General features: G+C 70.5%; 20 protein-coding genes. 8 read left to right on the top strand and 12 right to left on the bottom strand.

The genetic code is table 11. The features are described from left to right. Window positions 1–81: 81 nt before the first annotated feature. Window positions 82–915: a hypothetical protein gene (locus ACYF6T_RS30360; RefSeq protein WP_461700443.1), complete on the bottom strand. Its 834-nt coding sequence runs from the start codon at window positions 913–915 to the stop codon at window positions 82–84. A 190-nt stretch (window positions 916–1,105) separates the two neighbouring features. Between ACYF6T_RS30360 and ACYF6T_RS30355 the strand changes: the two genes are divergently transcribed. From ACYF6T_RS30355 to cseC, 5 genes are all read left to right on the top strand, one after another. Beyond that, window positions 1,106–2,017, top strand: a complete 912-nt coding sequence (locus ACYF6T_RS30355) for an HhH-GPD family protein (protein WP_461700442.1) — start codon at window positions 1,106–1,108, stop codon at window positions 2,015–2,017. A gap of 229 nt (window positions 2,018–2,246) precedes the next feature. Beyond that, window positions 2,247–2,786: a SigE family RNA polymerase sigma factor gene (locus ACYF6T_RS30350; RefSeq protein ID WP_461700440.1), complete on the top strand. Its 540-nt coding sequence runs from the start codon at window positions 2,247–2,249 to the stop codon at window positions 2,784–2,786. Beyond that, on the top strand, window positions 2,774–3,409 hold the full coding sequence (locus ACYF6T_RS30345; protein WP_461700439.1) for a hypothetical protein: 636 nt from the start codon (window positions 2,774–2,776) through the stop codon (window positions 3,407–3,409). Before ACYF6T_RS30350 ends, ACYF6T_RS30345 begins: the two co-directional genes overlap by 13 nt. Window positions 3,410–3,522: 113 nt before the next feature. Next, entirely contained in the window at window positions 3,523–4,227 is a 705-nt protein-coding gene (gene cseB / locus ACYF6T_RS30340) for a two-component system response regulator CseB (protein WP_461700438.1), read from the top strand. A gap of 15 nt (window positions 4,228–4,242) precedes the next feature. Beyond that, window positions 4,243–5,616: a two-component system sensor histidine kinase CseC gene (gene cseC, locus ACYF6T_RS30335; RefSeq protein ID WP_461700437.1), complete on the top strand. Its 1,374-nt coding sequence runs from the start codon at window positions 4,243–4,245 to the stop codon at window positions 5,614–5,616. A 454-nt stretch (window positions 5,617–6,070) separates the two neighbouring features. On the opposite strand, the gene ACYF6T_RS30330 is transcribed toward cseC, so the two are convergent. The 4 genes from ACYF6T_RS30330 to ACYF6T_RS30315 all read right to left on the bottom strand — a co-directional run bounded on the left by ACYF6T_RS30330 (window position 6,071) and on the right by ACYF6T_RS30315 (window position 9,564). Then, window positions 6,071–6,934 carry a class I SAM-dependent methyltransferase gene (locus ACYF6T_RS30330; protein WP_461700465.1) on the bottom strand — a complete coding sequence of 288 codons (864 nt, stop codon included), beginning with the start codon at window positions 6,932–6,934 and terminating at the stop codon, window positions 6,071–6,073. Continuing rightward, window positions 6,931–7,377: a VOC family protein gene (locus ACYF6T_RS30325; RefSeq protein WP_461700436.1), complete on the bottom strand. Its 447-nt coding sequence runs from the start codon at window positions 7,375–7,377 to the stop codon at window positions 6,931–6,933. The genes ACYF6T_RS30330 and ACYF6T_RS30325 overlap by 4 nt, the downstream gene beginning before the upstream one ends. Before the next feature lie 55 nt (window positions 7,378–7,432). Beyond that, a complete protein-coding gene (locus ACYF6T_RS30320; protein ID WP_461700434.1) occupies window positions 7,433–7,873 on the bottom strand; it encodes a helix-turn-helix transcriptional regulator in 441 nt (146 codons plus the stop codon). A gap of 104 nt (window positions 7,874–7,977) precedes the next feature. Continuing rightward, window positions 7,978–9,564 carry an MDR family MFS transporter gene (locus tag ACYF6T_RS30315; RefSeq protein ID WP_461700433.1) on the bottom strand — a complete coding sequence of 529 codons (1,587 nt, stop codon included), beginning with the start codon at window positions 9,562–9,564 and terminating at the stop codon, window positions 7,978–7,980. A 111-nt stretch (window positions 9,565–9,675) separates the two neighbouring features. Here ACYF6T_RS30315 and ACYF6T_RS30310 point away from each other — a divergent pair, with 111 nt between their 5' ends. Continuing rightward, window positions 9,676–10,275, top strand: coding sequence for a TetR/AcrR family transcriptional regulator (locus ACYF6T_RS30310; RefSeq protein ID WP_461700432.1), 600 nt, complete (start codon window positions 9,676–9,678; stop codon window positions 10,273–10,275). 7 nt (window positions 10,276–10,282) lie between these two features. Here the strand turns inward: ACYF6T_RS30310 and ACYF6T_RS30305 are convergent, their stop codons facing one another. Then, window positions 10,283–11,011 carry a M23 family metallopeptidase gene (locus ACYF6T_RS30305; protein WP_461700431.1) on the bottom strand — a complete coding sequence of 243 codons (729 nt, stop codon included), beginning with the start codon at window positions 11,009–11,011 and terminating at the stop codon, window positions 10,283–10,285. Between the two features lie 389 nt (window positions 11,012–11,400). On the opposite strand from ACYF6T_RS30305, the gene ACYF6T_RS30300 reads away from it, so the two are divergent. After that, the gene (locus tag ACYF6T_RS30300) at window positions 11,401–12,000 is read left to right on the top strand and encodes an HAD family acid phosphatase (RefSeq protein ID WP_461700430.1); all 600 of its coding nucleotides are present in this window, start codon (window positions 11,401–11,403) and stop codon (window positions 11,998–12,000) included. Window positions 12,001–12,078: 78 nt separating this feature from the next. Here the strand turns inward: ACYF6T_RS30300 and ACYF6T_RS30295 are convergent, their stop codons facing one another. After that, complete coding sequence (locus ACYF6T_RS30295; RefSeq protein WP_461700429.1) at window positions 12,079–14,604, bottom strand: ATP-dependent Clp protease ATP-binding subunit; 2,526 nt, start codon at window positions 14,602–14,604, stop codon at window positions 12,079–12,081. Between the two features lie 432 nt (window positions 14,605–15,036). On the opposite strand from ACYF6T_RS30295, the gene ACYF6T_RS30290 reads away from it, so the two are divergent. Further along, a complete protein-coding gene (locus ACYF6T_RS30290) occupies window positions 15,037–15,696 on the top strand; it encodes an SCO3374 family protein (RefSeq protein WP_461700428.1) in 660 nt (219 codons plus the stop codon). Here ACYF6T_RS30290 and ACYF6T_RS30285 read toward each other — a convergent pair. From ACYF6T_RS30285 to ACYF6T_RS30265, 5 genes are all read right to left on the bottom strand, one after another. Continuing rightward, window positions 15,675–16,010 carry a histone-like nucleoid-structuring protein Lsr2 gene (locus tag ACYF6T_RS30285; RefSeq protein ID WP_030573823.1) on the bottom strand — a complete coding sequence of 112 codons (336 nt, stop codon included), beginning with the start codon at window positions 16,008–16,010 and terminating at the stop codon, window positions 15,675–15,677. The genes ACYF6T_RS30290 and ACYF6T_RS30285 overlap by 22 nt on opposite strands. A gap of 283 nt (window positions 16,011–16,293) precedes the next feature. Beyond that, window positions 16,294–16,842 carry an amino-acid N-acetyltransferase gene (locus ACYF6T_RS30280; RefSeq protein ID WP_461700427.1) on the bottom strand — a complete coding sequence of 183 codons (549 nt, stop codon included), beginning with the start codon at window positions 16,840–16,842 and terminating at the stop codon, window positions 16,294–16,296. Between the two features lie 9 nt (window positions 16,843–16,851). After that, the gene (locus ACYF6T_RS30275; protein WP_461700426.1) at window positions 16,852–17,268 is read right to left on the bottom strand and encodes a BlaI/MecI/CopY family transcriptional regulator; all 417 of its coding nucleotides are present in this window, start codon (window positions 17,266–17,268) and stop codon (window positions 16,852–16,854) included. Window positions 17,269–17,427: 159 nt separating this feature from the next. Then, on the bottom strand, window positions 17,428–17,604 hold the full coding sequence (locus tag ACYF6T_RS30270) for a hypothetical protein (protein WP_461700425.1): 177 nt from the start codon (window positions 17,602–17,604) through the stop codon (window positions 17,428–17,430). A 116-nt stretch (window positions 17,605–17,720) separates the two neighbouring features. Further along, the gene (locus tag ACYF6T_RS30265; protein ID WP_461700463.1) at window positions 17,721–18,398 is read right to left on the bottom strand and encodes a hypothetical protein; all 678 of its coding nucleotides are present in this window, start codon (window positions 18,396–18,398) and stop codon (window positions 17,721–17,723) included. Between the last annotated feature and the right edge of the window lie 159 nt (window positions 18,399–18,557).

Below are 18,557 nucleotides of genomic sequence, written 5' to 3'. Positions count from 1 at the left end.
GCCAGGCCCGGAAACGATACGCCGGACCCGCGTCAGGTCCGGCTCGACGCCGGGTTTGACGCAACGCCGCGCCTGACCGGCTCAGTCGGCCGACAGCACGAACGACGTCTGCGCCTTCGGGAACCCGGCCGCCTTCGCCTCCACCAGGTACGTGCCCGCCCCGGCCGACCCCGCCGGCGGCGTCGCGCACTGCGGGGCGCTGGGCTTGCGGTCCCACTTCACGGTGTACGTGATGCTGCTGTGCGCGGGCGCCCGGAACACCAGGCTCCCGGCCGTCTTCGGGCAGTCGGCGGAGGACCAGTAGGCGTCGTCGGCACCGGCCTTGGTGATGGTCACGACCGCGCTCTTCGGACCGAGGTCGATCTTGCAGTCGCCGCCCGAGGAGTTCGTCGCCGTCAGCAGCAGCGCGGGCGTCTGCGTGGGGTCGTACGTGTTGTGCAGGCTGCTCACGGTCAACTTCACCGCGCTCGTCGTGCAGTTGGGCAGCGCCGTGCCCGCCGGAACCGTGTCGCTCACGCCGACGCCGCTGCCCGTACCGCCGGCGCCACCGGCCCCCTCGGAGCCGCCGCCGGTCCCCGTGCCACCGCCACCGCCCGATGCGCCGGATCCGTCCCCCGAACCCGAACTCCCGCCGGAACCCGAGCCGTTCGCCCCGTCGGAGTCCCCGCCGCCCGAGTCGTCCCGGCCGCCCGGGGCCTGGCTGATCGCGGGGCCCGAACTCGTCGGCCCCGCCGTGATGGTGGGCGCGGGAGTCTTGCCGTTGGCGCCGTCGTCCTTCTTGCCGCCCCCGCCGCTCGACGTCACGATCCAGGTGATCAGCAGCGCCAACAGGGCGAGAACAGACAGCAGTACGGCCCTCCGTCGCCAGTAGATGGAGGAGGGAAGCGGCCCGACCGGATTGCGCAGAGATCCCACGGCGCAAACTGTACGAGAGATCGGCGCGTTCCCTTGCGCCACCCGCCGCGAGTACCTCAACTTTTCCGGATCATCATCCCGGTTGCGCCGGCGGCGCACAGGAGCCGGTGCGGGCGCCCCCGACCCACGACGCACCCCGGGGCGCAAGCGCGGCCCCAACCGTCCCGGTCATGGCAGGATCGGAAACGCCATGACTGCGCTCACGAACACTCCCGAGGCCCCCACCCCCGGCACGGCCCTGCACTCCCCCGTCATCGACTGGTTCGACGAACACGCCCGCGACCTGCCGTGGCGGCGCCCCGAAGCCGGGCCCTGGGGCGTGATGGTCAGCGAGTTCATGCTGCAGCAGACGCCGGTCAGCCGCGTCCTGCCGGTCTACGAGCAGTGGCTCGCGCGCTGGCCCCGCCCCGCCGACCTGGCCGCGGAGGCCCCCGGCGAGGCCGTCCGCGCCTGGGGCCGGCTCGGCTACCCGCGCCGCGCCCTGCGGCTGCACGGCGCCGCGGTCGCCATAACGGAACGGCACGGCGGTGACGTACCGACCGACCACGCCCAGCTCCTGGCCCTGCCCGGCATCGGCGAGTACACGGCCGCGGCCGTCGCCTCCTTCGCCTACGGCCAGCGGCACGCGGTCCTCGACACCAACGTCCGCCGCGTCTTCGCGCGCGCCGTCACCGGCGTGCAGTACCCGCCGAACGCCACCACCGCCGCCGAACGCAGGCTGGCGCGCGCCCTGTTGCCCGAGGACGAGCGGACCGCCGCGCGCTGGGCCGCCGCCTCCATGGAGCTCGGCGCCCTCGTATGCACCGCCAAGAACGAGACCTGCCACCGCTGCCCGATCGCCGCGCAGTGCGCCTGGCGGCTGGCCGGCAAGCCCGAGCACGACGGCCCGCCGCGCCGCGGCCAGACCTACGCCGGCACCGACCGGCAGGTCCGCGGACGGCTCCTGGCCGTCCTGCGCGAGGCGCACGCGCCCGTCCCGCAGGCGGCCCTGGACCGGGTGTGGCACGAGCCGGTGCAGCGCGCCCGGGCCCTGGACGGGCTCGTCGCGGACGGCCTGGTGGAGCCGTTGCCCGGCGGAATGTATCGGCTCCCCCAGGGCTGACCGCCCACCGAATCACCCCATACCACCCCAACTCGGCCCCGCTGTTTACCCCGTTCCTACTTCCGTTACACAACCGACGGACAGCCGAGTGCCAGCCGCGCGCTCTCCCGCACAGGCCCGTGACAACGACTCCGTAGCTTCATTGCCGTACCGCGGACAGCGGCGCACAGGCAGTGGAGAACCGACGGCGGGCAGGCAGGTCGGTACGGGGAATCGGAGGCGGTTGATCATGGCGCAGGGCGAGGTGCTCGAATTCGAGGAGTACGTCCGCACCCGGCAGGACGCGCTGCTGCGCAGCGCACGCCGGCTGGTCCCGGACCCGGTGGACGCCCAGGACCTGCTGCAGACCGCGCTGGTGCGGACGTACCACCGCTGGGACGGCATCGCGGACAAGCGGCTCGCCGACGCCTACCTGCGCCGCGTGATGATCAACACCCGGACCGAGTGGTGGCGGGCGCGCAAGCTGGAGGAGGTGCCGACCGAGCAGCTGCCGGACGCCTCGGTCGACGACTCCGCCGACCAGCACGCGGACCGGGCCCTGCTGATGGACGTCATGAAAGTTCTCGCACCGAAGCAGCGCAGCGTGGTCGTCCTGCGACACTGGGAGCAGATGTCCACGGAGGAGACGGCCGCCGCCCTCGGCATGTCGGCCGGAACGGTCAAGAGCACGCTGCACCGGGCGCTGGCCCGGCTCCGCGAGGAGCTGGAGAGCAGGGACCTGGACGCACGCGCGCTGGAGCGTGAGGAGCGGGAGCGTTGCGCGGTCTGACCGAGGGCCGGGGCACCCTGCAGGCGACGTTCACGGCGGTGGCCGTGACCGTCGCCCTCGCCCTTTTCCTCGCCGGCTGCGCGACCGGCGGCACCGGCGCCCGTGACGAGGGCCCCGCGCACGCCGCCGACTCGGTGGTGGGCGCCACCCTCTCGCCCACGCCGAGCCCCTCGAAGACCACCGCGCGCGTGAACGCGGTCAGGCTCATCAAGGACGACCCGTCCGTCTCGGCGGAGGTCAAGCGCGAGCTGAAGCCGTGCGTCGCCGACGAGTACCCGGTCGACGTCTCCTACGGCGACCTGACCGGCGGATCCGTCGACGACGTCGTGGTGAACGTGCTGACCTGCGCGGACGCCGTCGGGATCGGCTCGTACGTGTATCGCGAGCAGGACGGGCGGTACGAGAATGTGTTCAGCGCCGAGGAACCGCCCGTCTACGCCGAGATAGACCGCGGCGACCTGGTGGTGACCAAGCAGGTGTACGAGAAGGGCGATCCGGTGTCGAGTCCGTCCGGCGAGAACGTGATCACGTACCGCTGGGCCTCGGGCCGCTTCGCCGAGGAGTTCCACACGCACAACGACTACAGCAACGCCGTCGGCGGCGGCGCGACGAAGTCGTCGTGAGCCGGAGTCGTGAACAAAAGTCGTGAGCCGGAGTCGTGAACCGATCGGGTGGTCCGCAACGATCCATGGGCAGTACGTACGCCACGACCGACACGAGAACTGAGAGCAACGGGATGGCAGACCAGACCCACGTCCTGTTCGTCGAGGACGACGACGTCATCCGCGAGGCCACGCAGCTCGCCCTGGAGCGGGACGGCTTCGCGGTCACCGCGATGCCCGACGGGCTCTCGGGCCTGGAGGCGTTCCGGGCGAACCGCCCCGACATCGCGCTGCTCGACGTCATGGTTCCGGGCCTGGACGGGGTCAGCCTGTGCCGCCGTATCCGCGACGAGTCGACCGTGCCGGTGATCATGCTGTCGGCGCGGGCCGACTCGATCGACGTGGTCCTCGGCCTGGAGGCGGGCGCCGACGACTACGTGACCAAGCCCTTCGACGGTGCCGTCCTGGTCGCGCGGATCCGCGCGGTGCTGCGGCGCTTCGGTCACGCGAGCGGCGGCGAGAAACCGGAGGAGAGCGCCGGCCAGGTCTCCGGCGGGGTGCTGGTCTTCGGCGAGCTGGAGATCGACACCGAGGGCATGGAGGTGCGCCGGGCCGGGCAGCCGGTGGCGCTGACACCGACCGAGATGCGGCTGCTGCTGGAGTTCTCCTCCGCGCCGGGCACGGTCCTGTCGCGGGACAAGCTCCTGGAGCGGGTGTGGGACTACGGCTGGGGCGGTGACACACGGGTGGTGGACGTCCATGTGCAGCGGCTGCGCACGAAGATCGGCCAGGACCGGATCGAGACGGTCCGCGGCTTCGGCTACAAGCTGAAGGCCTGAGCGGGGAACGGGGACATGCGGGGGATCTTCCGACGCCTCGGCACCGGGGCCGGCACGGGGCACGGCACGGGCGGCCGTACGGGTCCGGGGCCGGGTATCCGCACCGGCCTGCGCTGGAAGCTGAGCGCGGCCATCGCGCTGGTCGGCGCGCTGGTGGCGATCGTGCTGAGCCTGGTCGTGCACAACGCGGCCCGGGTGTCGATGCTGGACAACGCGCGCGACCTGGCCGACGAGCGGCTGCAGATCGCGGCGCGCACCTACGAGCTGTCGGGCCGGCCGAACTTTCCCAACGTCCAGAAGGACGACCCTGACCTGCCGGCGGCGCTGCGCGCGAAGGTCGAGGAGGGCCGGCGGGCGACGTACGTCACCGACCGGGCGAACGGCGTGCCGGACATCTGGGCCGCCGTACCCGTCAAGGACGGGCATGTGCTGTCGCTGCACACCGGGTTCACCGACCGCAGCACGGACATCCTCAAGGACCTCGACCAGGCGCTGATCATCGGTTCCATCGCGGTGGTGCTGGGCGGCAGCGCGCTGGGCGTGCTCATCGGCGGACAGCTCTCGCGCCGGCTGCGCAAGGCGGCGGCCGCGGCGAACCAGGTCGCCCGGGGCGAGAGTGACGTACGGGTGCGGGACGCGATCGGCGGGGTCGTACGGGACGAGACCGACGACCTGGCGAGCGCGGTGGACGCCATGGCGGACGCCTTGCAGCAGCGGTTGGAGGCGGAGCGGCGGGTGACGGCCGACATCGCGCACGAGTTGCGCACGCCGGTGACGGGGCTGCTGACGGCGGCCGAGCTGCTGCCGCCCGGGCGGCCGACCGAGCTGGTCCTGGACCGGGCGAAGGCCATGCGCACGCTGGTCGAGGACGTCCTGGAGGTGGCCCGCCTGGACGGGGCCTCGGAGCGGGCGGAGTTGCAGGACATCCTGCTCGGCGAGTTCGTCACCCGGCGGGTGGCGGCCAAGGACCCGGACGTCGAGGTGCGGGTGGTGCACGAGTCGGAGGTCACGACCGACCCGCGGCGCCTGGAGCGGGTGCTGTTCAACCTGCTGGCCAACGCGGCCCGGCACGGCAAGCCGCCGATCCAGGTCACCGTCGAGGGGCGCGTGATCCGCGTGCGCGACCACGGCCCCGGTTTCCCGGCCGACCTGCTCGCCGAGGGCCCGAGCCGCTTCCGCACCGGCAGCAGCGACCGGGCCGGCCACGGGCACGGGCTCGGCCTGACCATCGCCGCCGGCCAGGCACGCGTGCTGGGCGCCCGCCTCACCTTCCGCAACGTCCGCCCGGCCGGCGCCCCGGACGACGTCCCCTCGGAGGGCGCGGTCGCGGTCCTGTGGCTACCGGAACACGCCCCGACGAACACGGGCAGCTACCCGATGCTGCCGTAGGACGCGAGCGGGACCGGACAACGCGTCGCCCACCGACACGCGACAGCACGCGGCCCGCCCACGACAGCCGGCACCGGCAGCACGCCGTATGCCTGCCGGCAACCGGGGACCAGCATCCGGCGTCGCGCCAGCACGCCACACGTCCGTCGGCGGTCGGCGTCGGTCGGCGGGGGCAGCACGCCACACGTCCGTCGGCGGTCGGCGTCGGTCGGCGGGGGCAGCACGCCATACGTCCGTCGGCGGTCGGCAGGGGCAGCACGCCGTACGCCTGTCGGCAACCGGAGGCCGACAACCGACGTCGCGCCAGCATGCCATACGTTCCGTCGGCGGTCGGCGGTCGAGGTGGGCAGCGACTCGTACGGTGCGCGGTCGGTGGCCTCTGCGGTGGTGGCGGTCGGCGCTGCGCCGCACACGCGCGACGCGCGGTCTCTCAGGCGTCAGCCGTCCGCGGCTCTCATACGTCGGCCACCAGCAGCTCCTCCCCCCGTGACGGTCGCACCCCGTCCGTGCGGTCCGTGAAGTACCGCTTCTCCAGGTCCGCCGCGGAGACGTGCCGGGCGTCCCGGAAGCCGGTCTCGCGTGCCAGGGCGAGCATCTGCTCGGGTCGGCGGAAGCTGAGGAAGGGGGTGCCGGCCGCCCGGGCCCCCTTCATCGCGACCCGGAGCTGGGCGCGTTCCTCCGGCTCGACGTCCTCGATGGGCCGCAGAAACGTCGTCACCAGCGTCGACCCCGCGGCGAGCGTGGCGACGAGCCGGAACGTGGCCGCGATCGCCTCCTCGGTGAGGTACATCGTGACGCCGGCGGAGGCCACCACCGCGGGCTTCCCGGCGTCGAGCCCGGCCGCGAGCAGCCGCCCCCACCAGTCGCCCTCGAAGTCGACCGGCACGAACCGCAGCCACGCGGGCGCCTCCAGGCCGAGGTCGGCGAGCCGCTGCCGCTTCCACGCCTGGGGCCCGGGCTGGTCGACCTCGAAGACGCGCAGTCCGCCGGCGGCGACGTCGGCCCGGCGCTGGGCGAAGGTGTCCAGACCGGCGCCGAGGACGACGTACTGGTCCACGCCCCGTGCCACCCGCTCCACGACCAGGTCCTCCACGAACCGGGCCCGCGCCACGATCGACGCCCGCGTCCGGCGCGTGGCCGCCACGTCCATGTCGGGCCGCTCCCGCCACCCGTCCCCGGGATCGGCGAGCCGCAGCCCGAGGTCGTCCTCGACGACGTGCGGCGGCGGATCGGCGTACAGGTGCAGGGCCCGCCACAGGGCGACCCGCACGGCGGTGTGGTCCGGCGCCGGGGTGTGCTGTGCGGTGGGTTCGCTCAGCACGCCCAGTCCTTCGACAGGTCGAGGTCGCCCTCACGGGGCTGGGTGAAGGAGAACCAGTTCCCGGAGTCGTCGCGGAACACCGCCTCCGTGCCGTACGGACGTTCCTGGGGCTCCTGGAGGAACTCCACCCCGCGGTCCTTGAGCTTCTTGTAGTCCCCGTGGATGTCGTCCGTCGTCAGCGCACCGGCGCCGAGGACCCCCTTGGCGACGAGCTTCCGGACCATCTCGGCCGACTCGGGGTCCATCGCGGGCGGGCCCGGCACCATCAGCGTGAGCTCGACGCCGGGCTGGTTCGCGGCGCCCACGGTCAGCCAGCGCATGCCGCCCTCGCCCATGGTGAGATCCGTCCGCAGCTCCAGGCCGAGCTTCTCGGTGTAGAACTCCTTGGCCCGGTCCTGGTCGAGGACCCAGACGGTGGAGATGGCGAGTCCCTTGATCATGGCGCACTCCTGTCGACGATGGGTTGCCGCTCAGCCACCGTAGGCACCGGCGTCCTCAGGGCGCTTCTCCGGAATTGCTGCGGACCTGGCCCGCGCCGCCAGGCCCCTTCCTGAACCCGCCCGCCCAGAGCATGGCGTAGCAGCCCGGGACGAGCGCGGCTCCGCGTCCCACGTGCTTGCTGCGGTACTCGCTGGGGGTCAGTCCGGTCCACACCTTGAACCGGGCGGAGAAGGTGCCCACGCTGCTGAAGCCGACGAGGTGGCAGATCTCGGTCACGGAGAGATCGGCCGTGCGCAGCATGTCCTCCGCCCGCTCGATGCGGCGGTGCGTCAGGTACTGGCCGGGTGTCTCGCCGTACGCCTCCTTGAAGGCCCGTATGAAGTGGTACCGCGAGTACCCGGCGTGTGCGGCGACGGCGTCCAGGTCCAGCCCCGGATCGGCCCAGTCCCGGTCCATGGCGTCCTTGGCCAGCCTCAGCTGCCGCATCTTGTCCATACGGTGATGGTGGCACGCGCCACTGACAGTCACCCGGGGCAGGGAGAAGGCCCCCGGGGCGGACACCGGCCGGGGGCCTTCGGTTCAGCGTCGGGGCGGTCGGGTCAGACGGCCTCGACCACCGCGGGCGGGGTCTGCGCGCCCTCGCCCGAGCCCTCGCCCGGCTTCGGGCCCGCCGCCCGCAGCGGGACCTCCTTGACGAAGACCGCCGCGACCAGGACCACCACGGCGATCACCGCGCCGAGCAGGAACGCCGAGTGCGTGCCGGAGGACACCGCGTGCTGGTAGGCCTCGCGCGCCACCGCCGGCAGCTTCTGCAGGCTCTTGGCGTCCAGCTGCGCCGACTGCTCGGTGATCTTCGAGCCCAGCGCCCCGGCCCGCTCGGCCATGACGTGCTGGACGCGGTTGTTGAACAGGGCGCCCATGATGGCGACGCCGAAGGACGAGCCGAGCGTGCGGAACAGGGTGGTCGAGGAGGACGCGACGCCCATGTCCTTCATCTCCACGCTGTTCTGCGCGACCAGCATGGTGATCTGCATCAGACAGCCCATGCCGAGGCCGAGGACGGCCATGTAGATGCCGGAGGTCAGCCGGGAGGTGTCCGTGTCCATGAGGGACAGCAGGTACAGACCGGTGATCATCAGCGCGCCGCCGGCGACTGGGAAGATCTTGTAGCGGCCGGTGTTGGTGGTGACCCGCCCGGCGACCATCGAGGTCACCAGCATCGCGCCCAGCATCGGCAGGAGCAGCAGGCCGGAGTTGGTCGCGGACGCGCCCTGCACGGACTGCTGGTACAGCGGCAGGAAGAGCGTCGCGCCGAACATCACGAAGCCGGTGATGAAGCCGATGACCGACATCAGCGTGAAGTTGCGGTTGCGGAAGATGTGCAGCGGCACGACCGGCTCGGCGGCCTTGGTCTGCCAGAACACGAAGCCGATCAGCGAGGCGACGCCGATGCCGATGAGCTCCATGATCCGCGCGGACGTCCAGGCGTACTCGGTGCCGCCCCAGGTGGTGACCAGCACGATCGAGGTGATGCCGACGGTCAGCAGGACGACGCCGAGGTAGTCGATGCCGGCCTTGGAGCGCTTCTTCGGCAGGTGCAGCACGGCGCTGATCAGGCCGAGCGCGACGACGCCGAGCGGCAGGTTGATGTAGAAGGCCCAGCGCCAGCCCCAGTTGTCGGTGATGGTGCCGCCGACCAGCGGTCCGGCGATCATCGCGATCGCCATGATGCCGGCCATCATGCCCTGGTACTTGCCGCGCTCCCGCGGCGGGATCAGGTCGCCGATGATCGCCATGACGCCGACCATCAGACCGCCGGCGCCCAGGCCCTGGACGGCCCGGAAGCCGATCAGCTCGCCCATGTTCTGCGCCATGCCGCTGAGCGCGGACCCGATCAGGAAGAGCACGATCGAGGTCATGAAGGTGGCCTTGCGGCCGTACATGTCGCCGAGCTTGCCCCAGACGGGGGTCGCGGCCGCGGTGGCCAGCGTGTACGCCGTCACCACCCAGGACAGGTGCTCCAGCCCGCCCAGCTCGCCCACGATCGTCGGCATCGCGGTGCCCACGATCATGTTGTCGAGCATCGCGAGCATCATCGTGATCATCAGCGCGAAGAGCACGACCCGCACGCTCTTCGGTTTCTTCTCAGGCTCCGCCTGTATCTGCACTGCTTCGGTGTCCGCCATCGTTCCCATCCCCCAGCCAAAGCTACTTACTTGCCGCCCGGCAAGTTGACTACACTAGGGAAGGTAGACCCGTAACTAGCCGGGCGTCAAGTAAGTTTCTGGGATACGAGGATGGGCGGCACGATGGACGACAGCAAGCGGCAGCGCCGCGGCAACACCCGCCAGCGCATCCAGGACGTCGCGCTCGAGCTCTTCGCCGAGCAGGGGTACGAGAAGACCTCGCTGCGTGAGATCGCCGAGCGCCTGGACGTCACCAAGGCCGCCCTGTACTACCACTTCAAGACCAAGGAGGAGATCCTCGTCAGCATCTTCGAGGATCTCTCACAGCCGATCTCGGACCTGATCGAATGGGGCCGCGGGCAGCCGCAGACGCTGGCCACCAAGCAGGAGATCATCCGCCGGTACAGCGAGGTGCTCGCCGCCGCCTCCCCGCTCTTCCGCTTCATGCAGGAGAACCAGGCGACGGTGAAGGAGCTGCGCATCGGCGAGACGTTCCGCAACCGCATGATGGGCATGCGCGACATCCTCATCGATCCCGACGCCGAGCTGATCGACCAGGTCCGCTGCGTCAGCGCGATGTTCACGCTGCACGCCGGGATGTTCGTCCTCAACGACATCGAGGCCGACCCCGAGGCCAAGCGCAAGGCGGTCCTGGAGGTCGCGACGGACCTGGTGACCCGGGCGCACGAGGGCGCGCACCCGTCGGCCTAGCGAGGGCTCAGACGCTCAGGCCCTTGGTGCGCAGGAACGCCACCGGGTCGATCGCCGAGCCGTAGTTCGCGGTCGTACGGATCTCGAAGTGCAGGTGGGGGCCGCTGGAGTTGCCCGTGTTGCCGGACAGCGCGATGTGCTGGCCGGTGGTGACGACCTGGCCGACCTTGACGTCGATGCGCGAGAGGTGGGCGTACTGCGAGTAGGTGCCGTTGCCGTGCTTGATCACGATGGCGTTGCCGTACGCCGGCCCGTCACCGGCGCCGTTGCCGCCGGCCTTGACCACGGTGCCGCCGTGCGCGGCGACGACCTCGGAGCCGCTGGGGCAGGCGAAGTCCTGGCCGCTGTGGGTGGACTGCCACATGCTGCCGGCCTGCGCGAAGCTCGCGGAGAGCCTGTACTTCTTCACCGGGTGCACCCAGGAGGCGGCCTTCTTCGCCGCGGCCGCCTTCGCCTTGGCGGCGGCGGTCTTCTTGGCGGCGGCGGCCTTGGCCTTCGCGGCCGCCTTGGCCGCGGCCTCGGCCTTGGCGGCAGCCGCCTTGGCGCTCGCGGCCTTCGCCTGCGCGGCGGCCTGCGCCTGCACCGCGCCGGCCGCGCTGGACGCGGAGGTCAGGTCCGCGGCCACCGCGGCCCCGGTTCCCAGCACGACCGACACTCCGAATCCGGCGGCCAGCACGGCGGCACGGGAGCGGATCGGGGACGTACGGAAGGAGCGGGGAAAGACACGCCGGGACATCGGAACCTCGTGAAGTCGGGGACAGAAGCCCACCCGGCGGACAGTCGGCCGCCGGGTGGGCCATCCCTTGGTAACCCGGGCCCCCGCCGACCCCAAAACGCGCTGTCTACGGCAATCCCTAGTAGTTCAGCGTGAAACCTTCCATACGGCGATGACGGGCCTGATGGGCTGATTCAAGGCCAAAACCCCTTTCCGGATCATCCGCCCGGAACCACTACCACGCCTAGTAACGGACAAATCGCCTGTGCGCCATCTCACCGGCCATCACGCGTCATGTGAGGTACATCTCTGGCCACTTACCCGTCAGTAACCCTACGGTTCCCCTCGCGCCACCCTCGCCCCCGAGCATGCACAAGACAACGGCATACGGACGTGAGAGGACCCCACCCATGAGAAGCCGACGCCCCTGGGCGCTCCGTGTCACCGTCACCGCCGTCTCCGCCTGCGCCCTGGTGGCGCTGGCCGCCCCCGCGAACGCGGCGACGAGCAGCGAGGACGTCGACTACGCGACCTGGCAGCAGGACTGCCGGACCGTGATGGACCAGGCCCTCCCGTACCTCAAGGAGCGCATCGCCTCGGCGCGGGCCGGTGAGAAGCAGGCGATCGTCTTCGACATCGACAACACCACCCTGGAGACCGACTTCGGCTTCAGCTACCCACAGCCGGCCAACAGGCCGGTCCTGGACGTCGCCCGGTACGCCCAGGCGCACGGCGTCTCGCTGTTCTTCGTCACGGCCCGCCCGGGCATCCTCTACGCCCCCACCGAGTACAACCTCACGTACGACGGCTACCGGGTCTCCGGCCTGTACGTACGCGGCTTCTTCGACCTCTTCAAGGACGTCGCCGCCTACAAGACGGCCCAGCGCGTCGACATCGAGAACAAGGGCTACGACATCATCGCGAACATCGGCAACAGCGCCACCGACCTCTCGGGCGGCCACGCCGACAAGACCTTCAAACTGCCGGACTACGACGGCCAGTTGTCCTGACCCACGCGCCCGCGGGCACGCGAGAGGGGCCGGTGCCGCACGGCACCGGCCCCTCTCATCGGCTCACACCCCGGAGGGTCAGGCCTCCTTGCTCAGGTTCGGACCGGCTCCGCCGGCCGCCTGCTCGATCGGCGGGACGTCCGGCAGCGCCGACTTCTCCTCGCCGCGGAAGGTGAAGGTCTTGCTCTCGCCCTCGCCCTCGGTGTCGACGACCACGATGTGGCCGGGACGCAGCTCGCCGAAGAGGATCTTCTCCGACAGCGAGTCCTCGATCTCGCGCTGGATCGTGCGGCGCAGCGGCCGGGCGCCCAGCACGGGGTCGTAACCCTTCTTGGACAGCAGCTCCTTGGCGGACTGGGAGAGCTCGATGCCCATGTCCCGGTCCTTCAGGCGCTCGTCCACCTTGCCGATCATCAGGTCGACGATCCGCAGGATGTCGTCCTGGGTCAGCTGCGGGAAGACGACCACGTCGTCGACGCGGTTGAGGAACTCGGGGCGGAAGTGCTGCTTGAGCTCGTCCGACACCTTGTTCTTCATGCGCTCGTAGTTGGTCTTCGTGTCACCCGAGGCCGCGAAGCCCAGGTTGAAGCCCTTGGAGATGTCCCGGGTGCCGAGGTTGGTCGTCATGATGATGACCGTGTTCTTGAAGTCCACGACCCGGCCCTGGGAGTCGGTCAGACGACCGTCCTCCAGGATCTGCAGCAGGCTGTTGAAGATGTCCGGGTGGGCCTTCTCCACCTCGTCGAAGAGGACGACGGAGAACGGCTTGCGGCGCACCTTCTCGGTCAGCTGGCCGCCCTCCTCGTAGCCCACGTAGCCGGGGGGCGAACCGAAGAGACGCGAGACCGTGTGCTTCTCGCTGAACTCCGACATGTCGAGGGAGATCAGCGCGTCCTCGTCACCGAAGAGGAACTCGGCGAGCGCCTTGGACAGCTCGGTCTTACCGACACCGGACGGGCCGGCGAAGATGAACGAACCACCCGGACGCTTGGGGTCCTTCAGACCGGCACGCGTACGGCGGATCGCCTTCGACAGCGCCTTGACGGCGTCGTTCTGGCCGATGACCCGCTTGTGCAGCTCCTCCTCCATGCGGAGCAGGCGGCTGGACTCCTCCTCGGTCAGCTTGAAGACCGGGATGCCGGTGGCCGTGGCGAGGACCTCGGCGATCAGCTCGCCGTCGACCTCGGCGACGACGTCCATGTCGCCGGCCTTCCACTCCTTCTCCCGCTTGGCCTTGGCGGCCAGGAGCTGCTTCTCCTTGTCGCGCAGGGAGGCGGCCTTCTCGAAGTCCTGGGAGTCGATCGCGGACTCCTTGTCCCGGCGGACGGCGGCGATCTTCTCGTCGAACTCGCGCAGGTCCGGCGGAGCGGTCATCCGGCGGATGCGCATCCGGGAACCGGCCTCGTCGATCAGGTCGATGGCCTTGTCCGGCAGGAAGCGGTCCGAGATGTACCGGTCGGCCAGGGTGGCCGCCTGGACCAGCGCCTCGTCCGTGATGGAGACGCGGTGGTGGGCCTCGTATCGGTCACGCAGACCCTTGAGGATCTCGATCGTGTGCGGCAGCGAGGGCTCGGCGACCTGGATGGGCTGGAAGCGGCGCTCCAGGGCCGCGTCCTTCTCCAGGTGCTTGCGGTACTCGTCCAGCGTCGTCGCACCGATGGTCTGCAGCTCACCGCGGGCCAGCATCGGCTTCAGGATCGAAGCGGCGTCGATGGCGCCCTCGGCGGCACCCGCACCGACCAGCGTGTGCAGCTCGTCGATGAACAGGATGATGTCGCCGCGGGTGCGGATCTCCTTGAGCACCTTCTTCAGGCGCTCCTCGAAGTCACCGCGGTAGCGGGAGCCGGCGACCAGCGCGCCGAGGTCCAGGGTGTAGAGGTGCTTGTCCTTGAGGGTCTCGGGCACCTCGCCCTTGACGATGGCCTGGGCGAGGCCCTCGACGACGGCCGTCTTGCCGACGCCGGGCTCACCGATCAGCACCGGGTTGTTCTTCGTACGGCGGGACAGCACCTGCATGACCCGCTCGATCTCCTTCTCGCGCCCGATGACCGGGTCGAGCTTGGACTCGCGGGCGGCCTGGGTGAGGTTCCGGCCGAACTGGTCGAGGACCAGGGACGTCGAGGGCGTGCCCTCGGCAGGCCCGCCGGCGGTGGCGGTCTCCTTGCCCTGGTAACCGGAGAGCAGCTGGATCACCTGCTGCCGCACCCGGTTGAGGTCTGCGCCCAGCTTGACCAGGACCTGGGCGGCGACGCCCTCGCCCTCGCGGATCAGGCCGAGCAGGATGTGCTCCGTGCCGATGTAGTTGTGGCCCAGCTGAAGGGCCTCGCGGAGCGACAGCTCCAGGACCTTCTTGGCACGGGGGGTGAAGGGGATGTGCCCGGACGGGGCCTGCTGGCCCTGGCCGATGATCTCCTCCACCTGCTGGCGGACCGCCTCGAGCGAAATCCCGAGGCTCTCAAGGGCCTTGGCGGCGACACCCTCACCCTCGTGGATCAGGCCCAGGAGGATGTGCTCGGTGCCGATGTAGTTGTGGTTGAGCATCCGGGCTTCTTCCTGAGCCAGGACGACAACCCGCCGCGCGCGGTCGGTGAACCTCTCGAACATCGTTAATCGCTCCTCAGAGCGGTCAGGCAGTGGGGGGAACTTCCCCTCCCTGTCCTTCCGCAGCTTAGTCCCGCAAGCGGGGACCGCTCATTCCAACTGCCGACACCGTCGATGGCCTCCTGACCCCGAACGCCGACATCTGCTCCAACCCGATGGTGCGAGACGATGTTCCCGCAGGCCAGGCAGATACCCTCACCATCAGTACGCCGATGGCGAACGTGAGACGGCCTGTCCTGCGTGTCGCCCCCTCCCACTAGGGATGTCTTACCCGCTCGCACGGACAGTCCATGCCGCGCGCCCCCGTTCCCTCCGCTATGGGCGAACAACCTTGCGCCCCCCCCCGCACCCCCGCACGCCCCCTCATCAAGCACGCTCGGCAATCGCCGGGCCACCCAGCGTAACCCGCACGCCCTTCCGGCGGTTGCACTTGGCATGGTTGGCAGCCTCCCCCCGGTCACCACCGATCTCACGGTCCCCGCCCCGCGCCGCCCACGCGACGCGAGCGACGGCATCGCCGCATGGCGCGGCTGGTACGAGAACGAACTGGGGTGGCCGACGGTGCCCGGTTTTCCGGAATGTCCGGTACGACTTTCCGTGGGCCGGCGCTTCGACGTCCTGGACGTTCCCGTCGAGGCGGGCCGCGCGGGCCTCAGACACCTCGCGCCGGGCTCACCGGTGGCCGTTCAGGGCGACCGGATGCGGCTGCTGGTGGAGGCGGGCGGCGCGGAGGAGCTGCCGGGCCTGCTGGAGTGGCTGGAGTGGGGCTCCGTCGCGCTCGACCTGATCGCGATCGGCGCGGGCGGCGCCATGGACGCGCCGCTGCCGCCGGGGATGACGGGAGCCGTCGGCCCCGTCGGGGCGGGCCCGCGCCCGGGCACCGCGCACAGGGGCCCGGACGCCGCACAGGGGGCCGCCGTATGGCTGCGGCCCCCCGATCCGGGGTGCGGGGCCGAGGCCTCGCTGCCGACGCTGTCGGCCATGGGGCGCGTCGCGAGCGCCCCCGATCTCGTACGACTCGTGGACACGATGGCGACCCAGTGCCACCGCATCCGCCTGCGCCGCGCGTGCGCTCAGCCGTTGGCCTTCTCGTAGGCCTCGCGGATGGACGCGGGGACCCGGCCGCGGTCGTTGACCTCGTAGCCGTTCTCCTTGGCCCAGGCGCGGATCTGCGCGGTGTCCTGGCTGCCACCCGAAGCGGCGCGCGCCTTTCCGCGCCCACCCGAAGCACGGCCTCCGGTACGACGGCCACCCTTCACGTAAGGCTCAAGAAGGCCGCGAAGCTTGTCCGCATTGGCAGTCGTGAGATCGATCTCGTACGTCTTGCCGTCCAGTGCGAACGTGACGGTCTCGTCCGCCTCGCCGCCGTCGAGGTCGTCGACAAGAAGGACCTGAACCTTCTGTGCCACCGGATTTCCTTTCATCCATAACCTGAGGGAGCCGGGGGTCTGCGGCGTCCGCCGTTTCGCCGCCCCCTGTTATATGCAGTACTGCAGTACGTCGGAAAGCAAACCGCTTTTGCCTGAAAAACACAAACCCCTTGGCGGAACTGGCCGCGAGACAGACCGCGAGACAGACCGAGACCGGACCGGGAGTCCGCGGCTTCCACGCTCCGGAAACGTGCGCGTTTCGGACATAGGGAACCTGGGCAGGCATCGCCGGAATACGCAGTGACTCAGCGATGATCAGCGATCACAGATGCAGAAGCATCCGGCTGTTGCCCAAGGTGTTCGGTTTCACTCGTTCGAGACCGAGGAACTCCGCCACGCCCTCGTCATAGGAGCGCATGAGCTCCGCGTAGACATCCGTGTCCACGGGCGTCTCGCCGATCTCGACGAAGCCGTGCTTGCCGAAGAAGTCCACTTCGAAGGTCAGACAGAAAACACGGCGAACGCCGAGCCAACGCGCCGTGTGCAGCAACTTCTCCAGCAACTGATGGCCGACGCCGGCTCCCTTGAGGCCGGGCTTCACCGCGAGAGTGCGCACTTCCGCGAGGTCTTCCCACATCACGTGCAGGGCTCCGCAGCCGACCACCTCGGCGTTGTCGTCCCGTTCGGCGACCCAGAACTCCTGGATGTCCTCGTAAAGCGTCACGGTGGCTTTGTCGAGCAGGATGCCGTCTCGGACGTACGCGTCAAGGAGACGGCGCACGGCCGGGACATCGCCGGTACGGGCCCGTCGGACGGTGATGGCTTTAGCGCTGACTTCGGGACTCTCGGGCGCGGGGCTCTCTCCTGACATGAGCGGACGCTATCGCCCGCCCTCCGGTGCCGCCGAGCCGGGGTTCTCCTCGCCGGTATGCGGAGCTTCGAATGTTTCGGGGCCCTGGACGATGCGCACGGCGTCCCGCAGAGCCTGTCGCTGTTCGTCGCTCATCATCCCGAAGAAGGCGACGAGAGCGGCGGCTGGGTTGTCGCTCTGCGCCCAGGCGTCGTTCATCAGGGCGGCGGCGTACGCCGCGCGCGTGGAGACCGCCTCATATCGATAGGCGCGTCCTTCGGCCTCCCGCCTGACCCAGCCCTTCTGATGGAGATTGTCCAAAACGGTCATCACCGTGGTGTACGCGATGGACCGTTCCCGCTGAAGGTCTTCCAGGACTTCTCGAACGGTCACCGGGCGGTTCCACTTCCACACCCGCGTCATGACCGCGTCTTCGAGTTCTCCCAATGGGCGAGGCACAGCTCAGCACAATAGTGGGAGAACTCGGCATTGGCGTGCCGGACGTGCACTTTCATCGGCAAACGGGAACAAAAAGGGCGTACGACTCGGGAGAACGGGGAGTCGTACGCCGGTGTGGGCGGATGTCGCCGAGAAGTCGAGAAGTCGTCAGTCGCCCTGCGCGGGGGCCTGCCGAGCCGCCTCCGCGCGCGCGAGCGCGGCGTCGACGGCCGCGTCCTCCTTGGCCTTGTTCGCGCCGCCCTGGGTCTTCACGATCACCCTGATCAGGCCGACGAAGAACACGGCCATGACGACCGGGGGCACGAGCGCGGCGACGTAGTCCATGCCCCCAGGGTAGCCACGGCGGCGGCACGGCCGGGCGGGGGGCTCCACACGCCGACGCCCCTTGCCGACGCCCCCTTGGCGGCGGCAAGGGTTCCTCGCGCCGGCCGCCCTCGGTGTCAGCCCGCGGCCAGTTGCTGCGGTGGGTTCGGCGAGGGCGGTGGGGTCGGCTTGCGGCGCGGGAAGACCTCGCCCGGGGTCGGGATGGGGCGGGTCGGCCTGGGGGGCTGCGGAGTCGGCCCGGGGCTGGCCGGCTTCTCAGCGGGCTTCTCGGCGGGCTTCTTCTCCGGCTTCTTGGCGAAATCTCCGCCTGCGTCCGCGACACGGGGGGCGGCCGTGGCCTCAGAGGCGCCCGCGAGGCCGCCTGGGAGGGCCGTGAGGCGGACGCGGGACGCGGGGACGGCCGGGGCGGCCTCGCGGACCGTGCGGCGCGCGAGACGGGCTCGTACGTCCTGCTCGGCGAGCACCTGGCACCGGTCCAGCAGGGCCGCGGCCACCGGGTTGCCCCGCAGTGCGCGCAGGGCGGCGAGGTCGTCGGCGGTCGGGCGGTGCCCGGCGCCCAGCGCCTCCTCCAGGAGCGCGAGGTACCCGGCGGCGGTTCCGGGAAGCGCGGCGCGGTACCGGCCGAGGTCGGCGACCAGGAAGGCACGCAACCGGGCGCCCTCGCGCGTCGCCTCGTCGAGGGACTCGGCGAGACGGAGGCAGTCCTGGACGTCCTCGGCCGAGGCGGTTCGGGGGTTCAGGGCGAGGGCGAGAGCGCGGCGGAGCACACGCAGCTCCTCCACACCGAACGCCATGCCGCCGCGGGATCCGTATGGCGTGGGCATACCGCGACGATACGAGCTAATCAGACAAACCCGACAGAGGAACCCGGTGTGGCGCGACCGGGCCACCCGGTTGCCCCGGCGCCCGCCCCGGCCGCGGACTCCGTCCCGCCACACGCCCAGGCCCCGTGC

The sequence above is a fragment of the Streptomyces sp. 7R007 genome (assembly GCF_054850255.1).
This window is presented reverse-complemented; position numbering and strand designations above follow the sequence as displayed.

Excerpts from the sequence above, each read along its gene's own strand:
- ACYF6T_RS30355 (WP_461700442.1), top strand. The coding sequence starts at position 1,106 with ATGACTGCGCTCACGAACACTCCCGAGGCCCCCACCCCCGGCACGGCC.
- ACYF6T_RS30350 (WP_461700440.1), top strand. The coding sequence starts at position 2,247 with ATGGCGCAGGGCGAGGTGCTCGAATTCGAGGAGTACGTCCGCACCCGG.
- cseB (WP_461700438.1), top strand. The coding sequence starts at position 3,523 with ATGGCAGACCAGACCCACGTCCTGTTCGTCGAGGACGACGACGTCATC.
- cseC (WP_461700437.1), top strand. The coding sequence starts at position 4,243 with ATGCGGGGGATCTTCCGACGCCTCGGCACCGGGGCCGGCACGGGGCAC.
- ACYF6T_RS30325 (WP_461700436.1), bottom strand. The coding sequence starts at position 7,377 with ATGATCAAGGGACTCGCCATCTCCACCGTCTGGGTCCTCGACCAGGAC.
- ACYF6T_RS30320 (WP_461700434.1), bottom strand. The coding sequence starts at position 7,873 with ATGGACAAGATGCGGCAGCTGAGGCTGGCCAAGGACGCCATGGACCGG.
- ACYF6T_RS30315 (WP_461700433.1), bottom strand. The coding sequence starts at position 9,564 with ATGGCGGACACCGAAGCAGTGCAGATACAGGCGGAGCCTGAGAAGAAA.
- ACYF6T_RS30310 (WP_461700432.1), top strand. The coding sequence starts at position 9,676 with ATGGGCGGCACGATGGACGACAGCAAGCGGCAGCGCCGCGGCAACACC.
- ACYF6T_RS30305 (WP_461700431.1), bottom strand. The coding sequence starts at position 11,011 with ATGTCCCGGCGTGTCTTTCCCCGCTCCTTCCGTACGTCCCCGATCCGC.
- ACYF6T_RS30300 (WP_461700430.1), top strand. The coding sequence starts at position 11,401 with ATGAGAAGCCGACGCCCCTGGGCGCTCCGTGTCACCGTCACCGCCGTC.
- ACYF6T_RS30295 (WP_461700429.1), bottom strand. The coding sequence starts at position 14,604 with ATGTTCGAGAGGTTCACCGACCGCGCGCGGCGGGTTGTCGTCCTGGCT.
- ACYF6T_RS30290 (WP_461700428.1), top strand. The coding sequence starts at position 15,037 with ATGGTTGGCAGCCTCCCCCCGGTCACCACCGATCTCACGGTCCCCGCC.
- ACYF6T_RS30280 (WP_461700427.1), bottom strand. The coding sequence starts at position 16,842 with ATGTCAGGAGAGAGCCCCGCGCCCGAGAGTCCCGAAGTCAGCGCTAAA.
- ACYF6T_RS30270 (WP_461700425.1), bottom strand. The coding sequence starts at position 17,604 with ATGGACTACGTCGCCGCGCTCGTGCCCCCGGTCGTCATGGCCGTGTTC.
- ACYF6T_RS30265 (WP_461700463.1), bottom strand. The coding sequence starts at position 18,398 with ATGGCGTTCGGTGTGGAGGAGCTGCGTGTGCTCCGCCGCGCTCTCGCC.